The sequence below is a fragment of the Liberiplasma polymorphum genome (assembly GCF_043951795.1).
GTDB lineage: Bacteria > Bacillota_I > Bacilli_A > Izemoplasmatales > Izemoplasmataceae > Liberiplasma > Liberiplasma polymorphum.
The window spans coordinates 14,688-30,254 of record NZ_JBIOAG010000024.1 but is presented as its reverse complement, the minus strand read 5'-3'; the positions used below and the strand labels follow the sequence as shown (position 1 = coordinate 30,254).

The following is a 15,567-nucleotide window of genomic DNA, read 5'->3' as shown; positions in this document are numbered from 1 at the left end:
AAAAAATAAAGAAACTTTGCAGAAAAGTTTCTTTACCTTTTAGGAGAAATTTTTATATTTATATGAACTCGACTATTAGTTTAGCAAGTTCTTCTGGATAGTCTGTTATCGGTGAATGCGATCCTTCATCAAATAGATGTGTTTTTACATTCTTGAGGGCTTTTACTGTTTCATCAAACATGTATTTTGGTACAGCTAGATCTTTCAACCCATAAATAGCTAACACTGGGCAAAGGATATTATCAACGGTATTATCACCGTCTACTACGCCATTATGTTCACTTGAAATATTAAAGGTCATCAGTGCCCAATCTAGATCAATTAAGTTGCGTTGTTTTAAGGATTCACTAATATAAAGGTCTATATTTTCAGGGATCTTCGTGTTGTAAATAGCCGCTTCCCAAATACGTTTCATAAAAGCACTATCTTGATTTTTTAAAGCCATTTGAACAGGTAATACTTGAACTGGATCTTTTGCCATTTCTTCTTTAGTTTGATAGATTTCAGTTAAAATAGGTTGGTATTTTTCGTCTTTTTTAAATATAGGATAGCCTTTTATTGATGCAGACTCAATTAAAATTAGTTTCTTAATCATGTTTGGATATTTAGCTGCAAATTTTAAGCTAACACCACCACCTGCACTCCAGCCAACTAAGATAATTTTATCTCGTTTCAAAACTTTTAAAAAACTATAAATATCATCTGCAAAATCTTCAAGTGATTGTATTGGTTTGTGATAAGTTGAATCACCAAATCCTCTTAGATCAAGCGCAATAACATGAAATTTTTCTGATAATGGCTTAATAATAGGTAAATAATGAACTGAACTGCTCATGTTTCCGTGAACTAAAATAATGGTTTCTTGATGATGTAATCCTTCTTCAAGATAATAAATGGTTTCTTTATTACTTAATGTAACTGATTTTTTATTCATCCAATCTTCCTTTACTTATAAATTATAATCCCAAACTTTTTCACTTAAAAAGCCTATAATTGTGGAGACAAAAAGTTGTGGTTTTTCATACATACTCGCATGCCCACATTCATGAAAAGTAATCATTTGAGCGTTTGGTAATGCGTTTTTTAAGTATGTTTGTTCAAAGGGTGGGGTTAAATAGTCTTCATCACTTGAGACAATTAACGTTTTTGTTTTAATATTAGAAAGGCTACTTGTCACATCATGGGTTTCTGCACTAACCGTTAAACGAATCATTGCATCTAAAAAGACTTCATTACTAAATATTGGAATAAGTAATTTTTTTCTGTTTTCCATCCATTCGTGATTAAAGTTATAAAACATTGGTGAATAAATAAATGGGATAGTAATGTGATAATAAGCTAATCCATTACGTGTTTTTGCGACTTCATTCCATCCATCACCAATAGCTTTTAACCATTTAGATGTCTTAGCTACAGCATTTAATACAATCATTTTATCTATCATTTCTTGATGTTTTGTTGCAAACTGTAGGGCTATACTTCCACCATAACTAATGCCCGTAATGTGAAGTTTTTTTATTTTGAGTTCATCAAGTAAAGCTTTAATTAAATCCACTTGAATGCTTTGGGTATAATAATCTGTTTTTTTAGTACTTTGACCTTGGTCATACAAATCTACTCTTAATAAGGTGAAATGATCGGTAAGTGGTTGGACAAACGAGTCCCAACTTTTAGTAGACATCATAATCCCATTTAGTAAAAGCAAATGTGGTTTATTACCATCCCCATCAATTTGATAAAATATTGCATCATTATTATAGTTAAAGATTGCCATATTAAATATATCCGATGATCTCAGCTTCTTTTTTAAGCTGTTCTTTAAATTTAGGATGTGCGATGGCTATTAAACGTTCAACACGTTCTTTAATACTAGTTCCTCTTAAATGAGCAACGCCAAATTCGGTTACAACATAGTCAACATCATTACGTGATAAACTAACCGCAGCACCAGGTTTTAAGGTTGAAACAATTTTAGAAATTTCCTCACGCTCACCTGTTTCTGGATTTTTAGCCATAGTCGTTGAATAAAGCGCGATAAAACTTCTTCCGTTTTTAGCGCGTTGCGCACCGGTTGCAGTATCTGTTTGACCTCCAGTACCGCTAAACTGCATCGTACCGATTGATTCACTACAACACTGTCCTGTTAAATCAACTTCAATGGTTGTATTAATAGAAACCTGATTATCGTTAAGGCCTATCACCATTGGATCATTTACATAATTTCCATCGAGAAACATAACGGCAGGGTTATTATCTAAAAAGTCGTATAGTTCTTGGGTACCAAGTGCAAAAGCACAGACCATTTTTCCTTTATGTAGTGATTTTTTCTTATTCGTTACAACGCCTTGTTTAAAGAGTTTCATAAACCCAGTTGTAAGCATTTCAGTATGGACACCTAGATCTTTTTTATCGCTTAATGCCGCAGCAACAGCGTTTGGAATGCCACCTATACCTAGTTGTATCGTATCTCCGTCATGAATGTACTCGGCAATGTTTTTTCCAATTAATAAGTCCTTTTCACTCGGTTCTGCATCTGGTAAAACTGGGGCTTTATAATCTACTTCTATAAAATAATCTATATCGTTTTGATGGACCTCTAAGTCACCAAATGTTCTTGGTAAATGAGGGTTAATTTCTAAAATTACTTTATCGGCTACTTCAATCATATGTTTTTCATAAACATTTGATAACGATAAAGACACAAAACCATGTTTATCCGGTGGGGTTGCATTCCCGATAAAGATATTTGGTTTCATATGTTCTGCGCGTTTTTTACCCGCAAAATGAAGTTGGTTGGGAATAAAAGCGATATTTTTATTTTTAAACGCTTTTCTTAAATCGCCTGAGAAAAACCAACTGTTGATGGTGAAATGATTCTTATAAGCATCGTTTACCATAAACTCATAAGGATAAAGCGGTAAACAATTATCAATGGTTACATGGTTAATATTATCTGCTATTTCGTGTAAATGCGTAAAGAACTCACGGCCTTCACTTGCGGCCATGCCTGCAACGATATGGTCGTTATCTTTTACTAAATTAAGTGCTTCTTTGATGGTAATGATTTTAGCCATGATATGCTCCCTTCAAACGTAATATGAGGGTGATGGGAATCCATCACCCAATGTTTACGTATGGATTAAATTATTCTAAAATTTCGTCGATTGATTGTAAAGGTCTTTCAACAACCCATGCTACAGCATCTCCTGATACTGTCCCTTTTAATAATGCTAAACTTTGTGTTCCGACACGTCTACCATTTTGGTAGTCAACCATAACACCAAATGGTAAGTTAAGTGGCGCTTCTTCCATTGCATTAATGTAGTTTTCCCATGTTAATGCATCGTTTCCAACGCGTTTTAATCCTTCAACAAATGCTGCACCAGCAACCCAACCAGCATAAGCAAAGCTGTTTGTTGCTAAAGCTGCGTCAACTTTAGATACTTCTTGAACAAAAAGATCTAAATCTGCATTGTCATTAACTGTTACATCAATCCATGAAGATGCATAGACATCGAAGTTTGGTAAAACTGCTTTAACGCCGTCTAACCAAGCATCATTTGCACTTACATAACTTGTAATAACTGGTTTTGTGTTTCCTGCTTCATTTAATGCACGAATCGCAACAGAACCAGGCACTTGATTTGCAGCAACAATAACTACGTCAACATTAGCTGCCATAATAGATAAAGCGGCAGAACTCATATCTGTATCTGCAGAACCAACTTGTGCTACTTGTACTGATACGCCTAAAGCAGCTGCTTTTAATACGATTCCAGCAAGCATACCTAAACCGTCATCAGCATTGGTATAAATAACCCCAATTTTAGATGCATTTAAGTCTGCAACGGCACGTGCAACCATAACTTCACCCTCTGGGCTATAGATAGGTTGAACTGGGAAACTTGAACGTTGATTTCCAGTTGCATTTGTATTATATAATGCATTAATACCAGTTGCATAATAAACACGTGGAATCCCAACACTATCAAGATACGATTTTGAAGCACCAACAGTAGGGGTTCCAAAATGTCCAACTAATGCGAACACTTCATCATCTTCTACTAATTGTTGTGTATTGGTTAATCCGATTGCAGCATTAAAGTCATCACTGCGGTTAATAAGTTCGATTTTGCGTCCGTTAACGCCACCTTGATCATTAATCATGTCAAAGTAAGCTACCATACCTTGGTTAAAAGGTACACCAACGAATGCGAATGGTCCTGTAGTAACAGCGGTATTTCCTACTAGTACTTTATCGTCTGTTACACCTTGTGAAGTCTCTTTTGATCCACATGCGGCTAAAGTCATGACGCTTAAAGATAATGCTAAAACTAATAAAATCTTTTTCATATTTTCCTCCATATTTTTGAGAATTTTATTTGAAATCTGCAACGCAGATGTGTTGCTAATTTCCTAAGTACGCTTCGATCAGTTTTGGATCGTTAATTAATGTTGATGCTTTACCTTCTTTAATGAGTTTACCGACTTGGATAACATACGCATAATCCGCGATTTTTAACGTTTGTAATGCGTTTTGTTCAACAATTAAAACGGTAATCCCTTCAGCATTTAGTTCGCTAATAATTTTGAAAATATTTTGGACAATTAACGGGGCAAGTCCTAAAGAAGGTTCATCAAGTACTAATAATTTAGGTGTCCCCATAAGTGCTCTACCTATTGCAAGCATTTGTTGTTCTCCACCTGATAGTGTTTGAGCAATTTGTTTACTTCTTTCTTTTAAAACAGGGAAATAATCATAAACACGTTCTAAGTTGTTTGCTATCATTTCTTTTCTGTTTAAAAGAACATTAATATCTTCATCTTTTAATCCTTGTTCTTTTTGAAGCTTATATAGCGCTTCAATACGTGGGGTTTTAACTTCATCATAGATTCTAGGCCATCTAACTTCATGTTGTTTGACTGTAAAGGCCCCTATCATAAGATTTTCATAAACACTTAAATCTCCAAATATTTGACGCCCTTCTGGGGATTGAACAATCCCTAAATTAGTAATTTTTTCAGGGGATGTTTTTGTGATGTCAATCCCATTAAATGTAACGGTACCTTTTTGAGCAGGCACAACACCTGATATCTTTTTAAGTAGTGTGGTTTTACCCCCACCGTTAGCCCCTAAAATAGCGACAATACTACCTTCGTGTACTTCTAAATCAATACCTTTTAACGCTTGAATCGCCCCATAAGAAACATGTAAGTCATTGACTTCTAATAATTTATTCAATGGTCTCATCCTTTCCTAAATAGGCTTCTTGAACGGATGGATCCTTTTGAATTTTTAATGGTACATCCATTGCTAAGAACTTACCAAAGTTAATTGCGCATACACGGTCACAAATATTCATAACAAATCCCATATCGTGTTCAATGAGTAGAATGGTTGTATTATATTTTTCACGTATTTTATAAATGAGTTTTGCGAGTTCATCGGTTTCTTGATCATTTAACCCCGCTGCAGGTTCATCTAAAATAATAAGTGAGGGTTGCGCCATTAAAGTACGTGCTATTTCTATTTTTTTCATGACCCCATAAGGTTGTCCTTTAGCATAAAAATCTTTTAAATGATCAATGCCTAAGAATGTTAACACTTCTAATGCCTTTTCTCTTAATGCTTTTTCCTCATTACGCGCTTTTCTTGTTTTTAATATGTGTGCAATAATATTGGTTTTGAATTGATTATGTGCACCAATTAAAACATTATCTAGAATCGATAAATCTGCGACAAGTTCTATATTTTGAAAGGTTCTTACAAGGCCTTGATCAATAACTTTTGTTACTTTTACGTTGCGTAAGTCAATCATTTCATTGTTTTGATTTTTAAATGAAATGATGCCTTCATAATTTTTATAAAATTGTGTAACACAGTTAAATATGGTTGTTTTTCCTGCACCGTTTGGACCAATGAGTCCTACGATTTCACCTTGATTAATTGAAAAACTTAAATCATTTACAGCTTTTAATCCACCAAATGTCATCGAAACGTTTTTAAGGCTTAATACAACATTATCCTTTGTCATTTGGTTTCACCTGCCTTTTGCTTATGCGAATCTTAAACTTGTAGTAAAGTCTTTTAATGTCATACCAAATATAGACAAATCCGTTTGGATAAAATAAGATGACTAAAATGATTAAAACACCTGAGAAGATATATGAGATATCTCCAAAATAATCTTTTAAATATAAATTCGGAACACCATGAATAATAAATGCACCTAAGAACGTTCCAATAATAGACTTAAATCCACCAACCACAACCATTGCAATTATAAATAGACTAAGATCTAGTGTCCAAGCTCTTGTTGGGACGTTTTGGAAATATAAAGTATATAACGCACCACCAAAGGTTGCGAATAATGTTGCTAAAATAAATGCAGTTAATCGGTATTTAATTAAGCTTACACCCATTGCTTGAGCAGCATGTTGACTTCTACTCATCGCCATTAAAGCACGACCAGTTCTACTTTTTACAATGTTATGCATGATGAGCATACAAATGGTCATAGCAATTGTAATAAGAATAAATAAGACGACTCTATCTTGTTGTGGATTATTACTTAATTCTAAGAAACCAAATAACTTAATGGATTCAAAACTAAGGGACTCACCACCAAATATTGAAATTTGAGTATATATTTGGCTTAATATTTCTCCAACAAACAATGTGGCAATTGCCAAATAAATCCCATCAACTTTAAGTGAAAATATTCCAATTAATGCCCCGATTAATCCTGCGCAAACTAATGCTAAGATTACAGCAATTCCAAATGGAAAGCCCATGTTCATAAATACGCTTGTTCCCAAGGCACCTGCCCCAACAAATCCAGCTGTACCAAGTGATATAAGTCCACTAAATCCTAAGAGTATGTTTAAGCCTAATGCGACTACGGTATATATAACAATATATGCAAATACACTCATCGTAGACCAGCGAATCATATTTAATCCTGGCATAAACGCAATTAACATAATTAATGCACCAAATGTAATAAAAGGTAATAGGGGATATTTTTTAAACTGAACAGAGATTTTTCCGAAGAAGTTTTCTAATTTATTTAAAGTATTCATCTTTTGTTCACCTAAACTTTCTTAATTGGTTTCTTACCTAACAACCCATAAGGTTTAAAGTATAAGAAAACAAGTATTGACATGTAAACAATGACATTTCCCCAAATATCACTGATATAAAACGCTGTAAAGTTTCTTGCAAATGCGATAATGTAGGCTGCTACTACAGGTCCTAAGAAGGTGCTAAATCCACCTAATGTACCAGCAAAGAATGCACTTACTTGAACATTTAATAACATATTTGTTTGAACACTGACATTCGGTGCAACAAATATTGCAGCAAGTGTTCCTAGTATCGCTGCAACAGCCCATGAGACCATCGTAACATTATTAGTTGGGACACCCATAAGTTTAGAGGTTGTTTCATTTGATGCGGTTACGCGGGTTGCTAGACCCCACTTGGTATATTGAATAAACCAAAACATCAATCCCATTAAAACTAAAGATACCGAAATAACAAATAATGTATTATATCTTAAAGCCGCCCCAAATATATTGAAACTACCTGTTGGGATAAAGTTTGGTAAGTACATCGAATCTACCCCAAAGAAATAAGGAATGATACCAATGATTACCATGATGATCCCTAAAGTAATAATTTGTTTTGAAATCGGGCTTACTTTTGCGGCTGGACGAATAATAATTGTATCAATGATAATCCCCATAATAAATGCTGTTATCATAGCAACTAGTGTAGAAATCCAAATATTAAACCCCAGTCTTACCATTACAGTTGCTGCAACGTAAGCATTAAAGGTTCCTATTAATCCTTGTGCGAAGTTCGTTGTACGACTTGTTCTAAAGATTAATACAATTCCTAATGCGGCAAGCGCAAATATACTACCGGTTTGTAAACTATTAAATATAAGACGTAAAAAGTTACTCATCTGCTTCACCCCATTTAATAATAGATGCACCCCATACATACCCAATACCAGCCGCAATCATACAAATTACTGAACCGTCTTTTACAATTTTATCTTTTAATGCTAAATGTAATGATAAAATTTGATCGATTTGGCCAATATGACCATAATGTTCTAAATAAATAGTTTGTGCTTCGGTTAAGCCTAATTCTTTAAGCATCCCTAAATGTCCAGAACGTTTAATATGTAAAATTGCTAAATAATCTATATCTTTCCTAGTTAACAAAGATTTTTCTAAGGCTTTATCAATACATTGAAACCAATTCTTCATTGAAACGTCGTTTAAACGATTTTTCATTTTTTCTGGTTCCATTAAACGTAAAGATTTGTACGCAGCATCAAAATTGTCTTTTGTAATTGGATTAACCGTTCCACCAATTTCAACCCCTGCTGTACGTGCTAATGATCCATCTGCAATAATATGTGACCCTAGTAAAAGATTTTTGCCGTAGTTTTTCTTAAGAATCATCGCACCAGCACCAGCTGATAAATTATACATCATTGACATATTTTTATCTTTAAAGTCTACGAAATCACCATTTCTATAACCACCAACTATCATGACTACATGAATATCATCATCCGCTATTAACATATCTTTTGCCATTTTCAAGGCACTAACACCGGTTGAACAACGGTTTTGAATATCGATACCCCAAGCATTATCAGCACCGATTTTTCCTTGTACATATAAAGCACTTGTTGTCAGTGGATATTCTTTCCATTCTTCTCCGATTGATAAGATCACATCGATATCTAGTGGATTAACACCTGTGTTACTAAGGGCATCCATTGCTGCTAAATATGCCATTTCTTGTGTACCATCAGTATCGCTTGGCACATAAATTTCTTTAATACCTAATTTATCTATAACCGCTTCTTCAGTCCATAATCCATTAGTGGCTTTTGCAATTTCTTTCGCGGTTTTTTTGTGTTTCGGTAAGTAAATTCCTGTACCTACTACACCAACATGCTTATTGGACATGTTAATCACTCCTAAATTTATTAAAGTCTCATGCCACCATTAACACTTAATACATGTCCTGTAACATAACTTGATTCTTCGCTTGCTAAAAATAACGCAGCATTGGCAATTTCAATTGGTTCTCCTATGCGCTTTAGCATAGTTAATGCAGCAAATTGTTTTAGTAAATCTTCTGGAACGGTTTTTAAAATATCAGTCATTATATAGCCTGGTGCAATCGCATTTACACGAACAGGAACGCCTTTACGTGCAAATTCTTTAGCCCAAGTTTTTGCTAATCCAATTACACCAGCTTTAGTCGCTGCATAGTTTGCTTGACCAATATTTCCAAACTCTCCAACAACACTGGAAATATTAATAATTGAACCCCCACCCATTTCTTCCATGTGTGGGCCAATGTGTCTTGTTAAGTTGAATACACCTTTTAAATTGACATCAATGACTAAATCCCATTGCTCATCAGTCATTTTACGTGTCATTGCATCACGCGTAATGCCTGCATTATTTACAAGAATATCAATTCTTCCATATTTAGCTATTTTTTCTTCAAAAAACGCTTTACATGCAGTGCTATCAGTAACATTTAAAATAGCACCTTCGACTGAATCGTTAGTATATGTAAGTGGCTGCATATCCACAGCGATAACTTTTGCACCTTCTTGTGCAAAACGCTCTGCCATTGCTTGTCCTAATCCTTGTGCACCACCTGTAATTACTGCAACTTTACCTTCTAAACGCATTATTGTTCACTCCTTTTTAATATAATTGCTGTACCCATACCGCCACCAATACAAAGTGAGGCTAGGCCATAAGTTTTATTGCTTTTAATCATTTCATGTAATAAAGTAACGATAATTCTATTGCCACTTGCGCCAACAGGATGACCTAAAGCAATAGCACCACCATTAACATTCGTTTTTGCAATCATTTCATCGATTGTAACACCATAGGCAGTTTCTAAATCTTTTAACACGCCTAAACTTTGTGCAGCAAATGCTTCATTTAATTCAAAGAGTTCTAAATCATTAAATGCTAATTTAGAATGTTTAAGTGCTGCATCAATAGCTGGTACTGGTCCTAATCCCATAAAGTTCGGATCTACACCACCTTGACCAATTCCAACAATTTCTGCTAAAGGGGTTAAGTTATATTTTTTAAGCGCTTCTTCACTTACAATTAACATGAAACTAGCCCCATCATTAATCCCCGAACTATTGCCTGCAGTGACACTACCATCTTTTTTAAATGCTGGACGTAATGAACTTAATTTTTCATAAGTAGTTACTCTATTTGGATATTCATCCGTCTCAAAAACAAAGTCTCCTTTACGTGTAGAAATTGTGATAGGTACAATTTCGTCTTTAAAGCGCCCGGCATCCACGGCTTTAATTGCACGTGTTTGACTGTTAATGGCAAATTGATCTTGTTCTTCTCTTGATAGTCCATATTTTTCTACAATGTTTTCTGCAGTGATACCCATATGAATTGGATTAAAAGCATCCATAAGTGCATCATCAATCATATGATCTTTCACAGTAAACCCACCCATTTTAATCCCTGGTCGAATTTTATCAGGTAAAATATATGGTGCTTTACTCATTGATTCAACGCCACCTGCAATGACAACATTATGCAGGCCAGCTTGGATGCTTGTAAACGCATTCATTACTGTTTTCATTCCTGATCCACATACCATGTTAACTCCATAAGCTGGTACACTAGTTGGAATACCTGCATGAATTGCTACTTGTCTAGCAACCCCTTGACCAAGTCCAGCTGGCAAAATATTACCAACAACAACTTCATCTACCGCATCCTTTGGCACACCCGTCTCATTTAAAATTGTTTTTACTACTTCTGAACCGTATATTGCGGGATGCAAGTCACCAAGCGTTCCCATAAAAGATCCAATAGCCGTTCTTTTCGCACTAACAACATACACTTTTTTCATTCTTTTCCTCCTTATTATATATATAAGCAACATCTTGCTTTATTTATTTAAATAGATTATACTTTACAGGTGAAGAATAATTCAGATAGTGAATATATCTTCATAAACTGAATACCCATTCACTTAATAATTAAATTATAGCATAAAACGCTTACACTGTCAACGAACAGATAAAAAAGGAGTGATTACCGTGCAAGATATTATAAAAGAACCCATAACTAGAAACGCTAAAAACACATTCAACGCTATTTTTGATGCGGCTGTAGATTTGTTTTATAAAAACGGATATCATGGAACAACAGTAAATAATATTACTAGTGAAGCAGGGGTGGCTGCAGGAACTTTCTACTTATACTTTCCTAGTAAACTAGCTCTTTATAAGCACATTTTACTTACCTTTTCACATAACATAAGAAAAGAGATTGCCGAGAAGGTCTCTTTAGTTAATAACCGCCGTGATAAGGAAAAAGAAGGCATTAAAACTTTTATAAATCTCGCAAGAAAAAACCCACAAATGTATAACATTATATGGGAATCTTTATACATAGATCGTGAACTATTCAAAGAATATTACGAATCTTTTGCTAAACGTTATGTTAAAGGATTAAACTTCTCCATTCAACTTGAAGAGGTTCGCCCAATTGATACTGAAGTAATTAGTTTTGTTTTAATGGGTATTACAAACTTTATTGGGTTAAAAGTTGTTTTAGATTTAGGTGCGAATAACGATGACGTAGATTATATTGTTGATCAAGTAATGGACTTATTAGAGCACGGACTTTTCGCTAAAAATGATGAATAAAAATGCAAATCTCTCGATTTGCATTTTTTTTATTCTGTTTTCACAAACAACGGAAAATTTTGGATGGTTTCAATACTGATAGGATTTGTTGAGATATAACTTAACAATGGGATATAATCTTCATTAACTTTAACATAATAGTGAATTGGACAAGTGTTATAAAATAAATAAGTGCCTTCTTCTCCTGTATAAATGACCATTGAGTACCACATCGCACAGCTTTCTCCAACACCTTCTTTAACAAATACTTCATACCCATCAAGATTCATCGAAGTTTCTTGATAAGGTGATTCTTCTAAATCACGTTTCACAATTAATGGAAACGCGTCCATTTCTTCAATCGTTAAATCTAACGAATTAATAATGTTTTCAAGGGCTACAAACGTACCATCTACTTGTATGTAATAGACCACCGGACAATGATTGAAATAATCATATTGGCTATTCTCATCAAAATAGACGCTTATTGAATACCACTCTGCACAAATATCTGAGTCACTGACTTTTACATAAACAGGATAAGATTTTAACGTCATATTAGTTTCATGATATGACGTGTCATTAAAAGCATTATCTGATTCTCTTATAAATAAAGGAAAATCTTCAATATCATTATAGGTAAATGTTCTTTCCGCAATATAGCTTGTTAGTGGGACTAAAACCTCATCAATCTTAATGGCATAAGATGTAGGACAGTGATTTAAAAATACATAATGCCCTTCTGCCCCATCATAAACTGTCATTGAATACCATAAAGCACACACTTCATCTTTTTCAGCTTCTTTTACATAAATAGGATAACCATCAAGTTCCATCTCAGTTTGCTGATAACCTTCTTGACTACATGCATATAGCACCAACACGAATGAAAATACTACTATTAATATTATGCGTTTCATAAGTCACCTCCGTTATTGATACTTTCATTTTAGCAGTTCTATTTATAAAATGAAGGATGAAATTATAGATTACAATAATCTAACGATAAAATGCAAAAAAAAGACCGTATAAACGGTCTTTATGCAACAGCTTTAGCTTGAACGGGTTTAATGGATTCTGATATTGATATTTTAGGTTTAAAATCAATGCGTAAGTATAACATATACCCAACGATACCGATAAGGAAGTTACTTATTAAAATTGCATACCATATTCCACTACTGCCTAAGTCCGTAAACTCTCTCATGAAGATTACGAGTGGAATACGCATACCCCAAAGTCTTAACACAGATAAAATTAAAGAGTATTTAGTATTTCCGGTTCCATTATAGGTTCCCATAAATGCTTGGAATATTGCCATTAAAGGCATTCCTATTAATAAATAAAACATGTATTCACTTGCTAAATCAAGCGCAAATAAATTATCGACTATAAAGATGCCTGCGAGTGGCCTTCTTACATAGATTAAGAACGCAGAACCCACAGCCATTAAACAAACAGATAATATCATTGACTTCGCGTGAGTGGCTTTTGCGCGTTCAGTATTTTGTGCCCCAATATTTTGACCAATATAAGCGCTCGCAACCCCACCAATTGCCATAACAGGATGTAGAATCATCGAACTGATTCTATTCCCAACACTAAAGGCTGCGACAGTTTCAGGACCATAAGAATAAATGATTCCGTTCATTAAGTAAAACCCAATCGCGGTAATTGCTTGACCAAGTGATGCAGGAATGGCAGTTCTAACAATATCCCTAACAACACCCGATTCTAATTTCATGAGTGGAATGGTAACTGTAATGCCACTTTTTGCAAAAAATAATAAGTAAAAACCAAAAGGCATAATAACAACATTCGCAATGACTGTTGCATAGGCAGCTCCTGGAACACCTAGTCCATAAACTTGAATTAATATGGGTGATAATATCGTATTAATTACAATGGCAGTCCCACTTATAATGACAGGCCAAACGGTATCACCTGATGCTTGTCTAATTGCCATAAATGCAAAGAACATAAACATAAACGGCATTTCAAATGCCCTTATTTTTAAGTATGCAATACTATTATCATAGATAAACTGATCTGCTGGACTATTACTTGGATCAATACCCATCGTTTTAATGATGAGTTCTGCCCCAAAATACGATAACACAAATAAAACGATCCCAACAATGATTGATAAAGATAGTAATTGTGAAGCGTATTTCCTTGCATCTGCTTTTTGACCTGAACCGACAAACTGACTTATCAGTGCAGTACCTGCAACACTTAATCCGATTCCTAAAGAAATGAACGTAAACATAATTGGAAATGTTAACTGAATCGCTGCAACCCCATTGGTTCCTTCACCAGGAATTCGCGCAACAAAAAACATGTCAATAATATCATGAAATGTTTTTAATAAGTTATTTAGCATAAGCGGAATTGCAAGGATTATAAGGCCTTTATATATGTTTGAATCTTTTAAAATTAAATAACGTTTTTTATCATCATTGCTCATGGATGCTCACCTACCAATTGCAATTATATCACAACGTTTTTAAAATAGTTAGTACTTACCTAACTTTTTTTAAAAAAAATAAAAACCCAGACTATCTTGGTGGTCTGGGTCCGAAATATTGATAGTATCTTGCCTTAATGTTACCATTAAATAAAACACGTGTTTTATCCGCTTTTTTAGCAAATATTCCTTCGATTCCTGGATAAGATGTAATCATATATAAGGAATAATCTTTTAATGTTTTAAATGTTTGTCCTATGGATCGATATAAAAGTTCTGCTTCTTCTAAAGTGTCAAGTCTTTCTCCATAGGGTGGGTTTGTGATGATAATACCATAAGGGATTTTAAATTGTTGGTGTTCAAATTTACATAACTGAAATACAATCGCATCATCAACCCCTGCTTCAATCGCGTTTTCTTCTGCCATTTCCACAGCTCTTGGATCTTCATCACTTGCAATAATTTTGCAGGTTTCTGTTTGATTGATTGCTTTTAATAATTCTGCTTTGACTTGTTTATAAATGGTTTTATCAAACCATGGAAAATGAAGAAAATCAAAACTTCTATTTAAGTTTGGGGCCATGTTTTTACAAATCATTGCTGCTTCAATTGGGATGGTGCCTGATCCACAAAACGGATCATATAAAACACGGTCTTTTTCGTAGAAGCTTAATAATACCAAGGCTGCTGCTAGGGTTTCTTTAATAGGGGCTACACCTTGTTTAACACGGTAACCTCTTTTATGTAAAGCCTCACCACTTGTATCAAGCCATAATTCACACTCATCTTTTTGTAAGTTTAGCAAAAAACGATAACGTTCTTTTTGTTCTAAAAAAGTATCAACTTTAAATGAAACTTTTAAGTTTTCAATTAATGCTTTTTTAGTAATCGTTTGGAGATCTCTTGGGCTAAAAAGTTGTGACTGTACTGTCTTAGCTTGAATTAAATAAGCCCCTTCATGCGATAAAATCGGTCTAAATTTAATACTTTTTATAAAATCGAATAGTTCATCATAAGTTAATACTTTTTGATGACCAAACACGATAAATATTCTTTCAGCCGTTCTAAGTGCTAGATTTGCTAAAACCATTGCCTCTTGATTGCCCTCAAAGTATATTTTACCGTTTTCACTTCGAGTTATATTTAATCCTAATAATGTCATTTCTCTTTTTAATACAGCTTCAATTCCAAATGCACATGTCGCAACAAATTCCATATAAACACCTCTAGCATATTTTAACATATTATAATGAAATTACCTTTTTTATTATATAATATTATAAAGAGGTGTTAAAATGAGTTTCTTCGACATTTATGCTTTAATTATCCTTTTTACTTTTTATACTTTGCTTATCAGCAAGAGCCTTTTAACTT

General features: G+C 34.1%; 15 protein-coding genes. 1 reads left to right on the top strand and 14 read right to left on the bottom strand.

Annotated features, from left to right (window positions below; genetic code table 11):
- Nucleotides 1-58: 58 nt before the first annotated feature.
- From phaZ to ACHAJD_RS06680, 11 genes are all read right to left on the bottom strand, one after another.
- The gene (gene phaZ, locus ACHAJD_RS06730; protein WP_435585091.1) at nucleotides 59-934 is read right to left on the bottom strand and encodes an intracellular short-chain-length polyhydroxyalkanoate depolymerase; all 876 of its coding nucleotides are present in this window, start codon (nucleotides 932-934) and stop codon (nucleotides 59-61) included.
- A gap of 15 nt (nucleotides 935-949) precedes the next feature.
- Nucleotides 950-1,774 carry an alpha/beta fold hydrolase gene (locus ACHAJD_RS06725; RefSeq protein ID WP_435585090.1) on the bottom strand — a complete coding sequence of 275 codons (825 nt, stop codon included), beginning with the start codon at nucleotides 1,772-1,774 and terminating at the stop codon, nucleotides 950-952.
- 1 nt (nucleotide 1,775) lies between these two features.
- Nucleotides 1,776-3,074 (bottom strand): acetyl-CoA hydrolase/transferase family protein, encoded by a 1,299-nt coding sequence (locus ACHAJD_RS06720; protein WP_435585089.1) that lies wholly within the window; start codon nucleotides 3,072-3,074, stop codon nucleotides 1,776-1,778.
- 70 nt (nucleotides 3,075-3,144) lie between these two features.
- Nucleotides 3,145-4,353 (bottom strand): ABC transporter substrate-binding protein, encoded by a 1,209-nt coding sequence (locus tag ACHAJD_RS06715; RefSeq protein WP_435585088.1) that lies wholly within the window; start codon nucleotides 4,351-4,353, stop codon nucleotides 3,145-3,147.
- A gap of 55 nt (nucleotides 4,354-4,408) precedes the next feature.
- A complete protein-coding gene (locus tag ACHAJD_RS06710; RefSeq protein WP_435585087.1) occupies nucleotides 4,409-5,242 on the bottom strand; it encodes an ABC transporter ATP-binding protein in 834 nt (277 codons plus the stop codon).
- Nucleotides 5,235-6,035, bottom strand: a complete 801-nt coding sequence (locus ACHAJD_RS06705; protein ID WP_435585086.1) for an ABC transporter ATP-binding protein — start codon at nucleotides 6,033-6,035, stop codon at nucleotides 5,235-5,237. Before ACHAJD_RS06705 ends, ACHAJD_RS06710 begins: the two co-directional genes overlap by 8 nt.
- On the bottom strand, nucleotides 6,022-7,083 hold the full coding sequence (locus ACHAJD_RS06700) for a branched-chain amino acid ABC transporter permease (protein ID WP_435585085.1): 1,062 nt from the start codon (nucleotides 7,081-7,083) through the stop codon (nucleotides 6,022-6,024). The genes ACHAJD_RS06705 and ACHAJD_RS06700 overlap by 14 nt, the downstream gene beginning before the upstream one ends.
- A gap of 11 nt (nucleotides 7,084-7,094) precedes the next feature.
- Nucleotides 7,095-7,970, bottom strand: coding sequence for a branched-chain amino acid ABC transporter permease (locus ACHAJD_RS06695; RefSeq protein WP_435585084.1), 876 nt, complete (start codon nucleotides 7,968-7,970; stop codon nucleotides 7,095-7,097).
- A complete protein-coding gene (locus ACHAJD_RS06690; protein ID WP_435585083.1) occupies nucleotides 7,963-8,994 on the bottom strand; it encodes a 3-oxoacyl-ACP synthase in 1,032 nt (343 codons plus the stop codon). Before ACHAJD_RS06690 ends, ACHAJD_RS06695 begins: the two co-directional genes overlap by 8 nt.
- Before the next feature lie 20 nt (nucleotides 8,995-9,014).
- On the bottom strand, nucleotides 9,015-9,734 hold the full coding sequence (gene fabG, locus ACHAJD_RS06685; protein ID WP_435585082.1) for a 3-oxoacyl-ACP reductase FabG: 720 nt from the start codon (nucleotides 9,732-9,734) through the stop codon (nucleotides 9,015-9,017).
- Nucleotides 9,734-10,945: an acetyl-CoA C-acetyltransferase gene (locus ACHAJD_RS06680; protein ID WP_435585081.1), complete on the bottom strand. Its 1,212-nt coding sequence runs from the start codon at nucleotides 10,943-10,945 to the stop codon at nucleotides 9,734-9,736. Before ACHAJD_RS06680 ends, fabG begins: the two co-directional genes overlap by 1 nt.
- 190 nt (nucleotides 10,946-11,135) lie before the next feature.
- Between ACHAJD_RS06680 and ACHAJD_RS06675 the strand changes: the two genes are divergently transcribed.
- A complete protein-coding gene (locus ACHAJD_RS06675; RefSeq protein WP_435585080.1) occupies nucleotides 11,136-11,747 on the top strand; it encodes a TetR/AcrR family transcriptional regulator in 612 nt (203 codons plus the stop codon).
- Nucleotides 11,748-11,776: 29 nt separating this feature from the next.
- Here the strand turns inward: ACHAJD_RS06675 and ACHAJD_RS06670 are convergent, their stop codons facing one another.
- From ACHAJD_RS06670 to ACHAJD_RS06660, 3 genes are all read right to left on the bottom strand, one after another.
- The gene (locus ACHAJD_RS06670) at nucleotides 11,777-12,646 is read right to left on the bottom strand and encodes a hypothetical protein (protein ID WP_435585079.1); all 870 of its coding nucleotides are present in this window, start codon (nucleotides 12,644-12,646) and stop codon (nucleotides 11,777-11,779) included.
- Nucleotides 12,647-12,765: 119 nt separating this feature from the next.
- Nucleotides 12,766-14,193, bottom strand: a complete 1,428-nt coding sequence (locus tag ACHAJD_RS06665) for an MATE family efflux transporter (RefSeq protein ID WP_435585078.1) — start codon at nucleotides 14,191-14,193, stop codon at nucleotides 12,766-12,768.
- A gap of 91 nt (nucleotides 14,194-14,284) precedes the next feature.
- Nucleotides 14,285-15,409, bottom strand: a complete 1,125-nt coding sequence (locus tag ACHAJD_RS06660; protein ID WP_435585077.1) for a THUMP domain-containing class I SAM-dependent RNA methyltransferase — start codon at nucleotides 15,407-15,409, stop codon at nucleotides 14,285-14,287.
- Nucleotides 15,410-15,567: the final 158 nt, after the last annotated feature.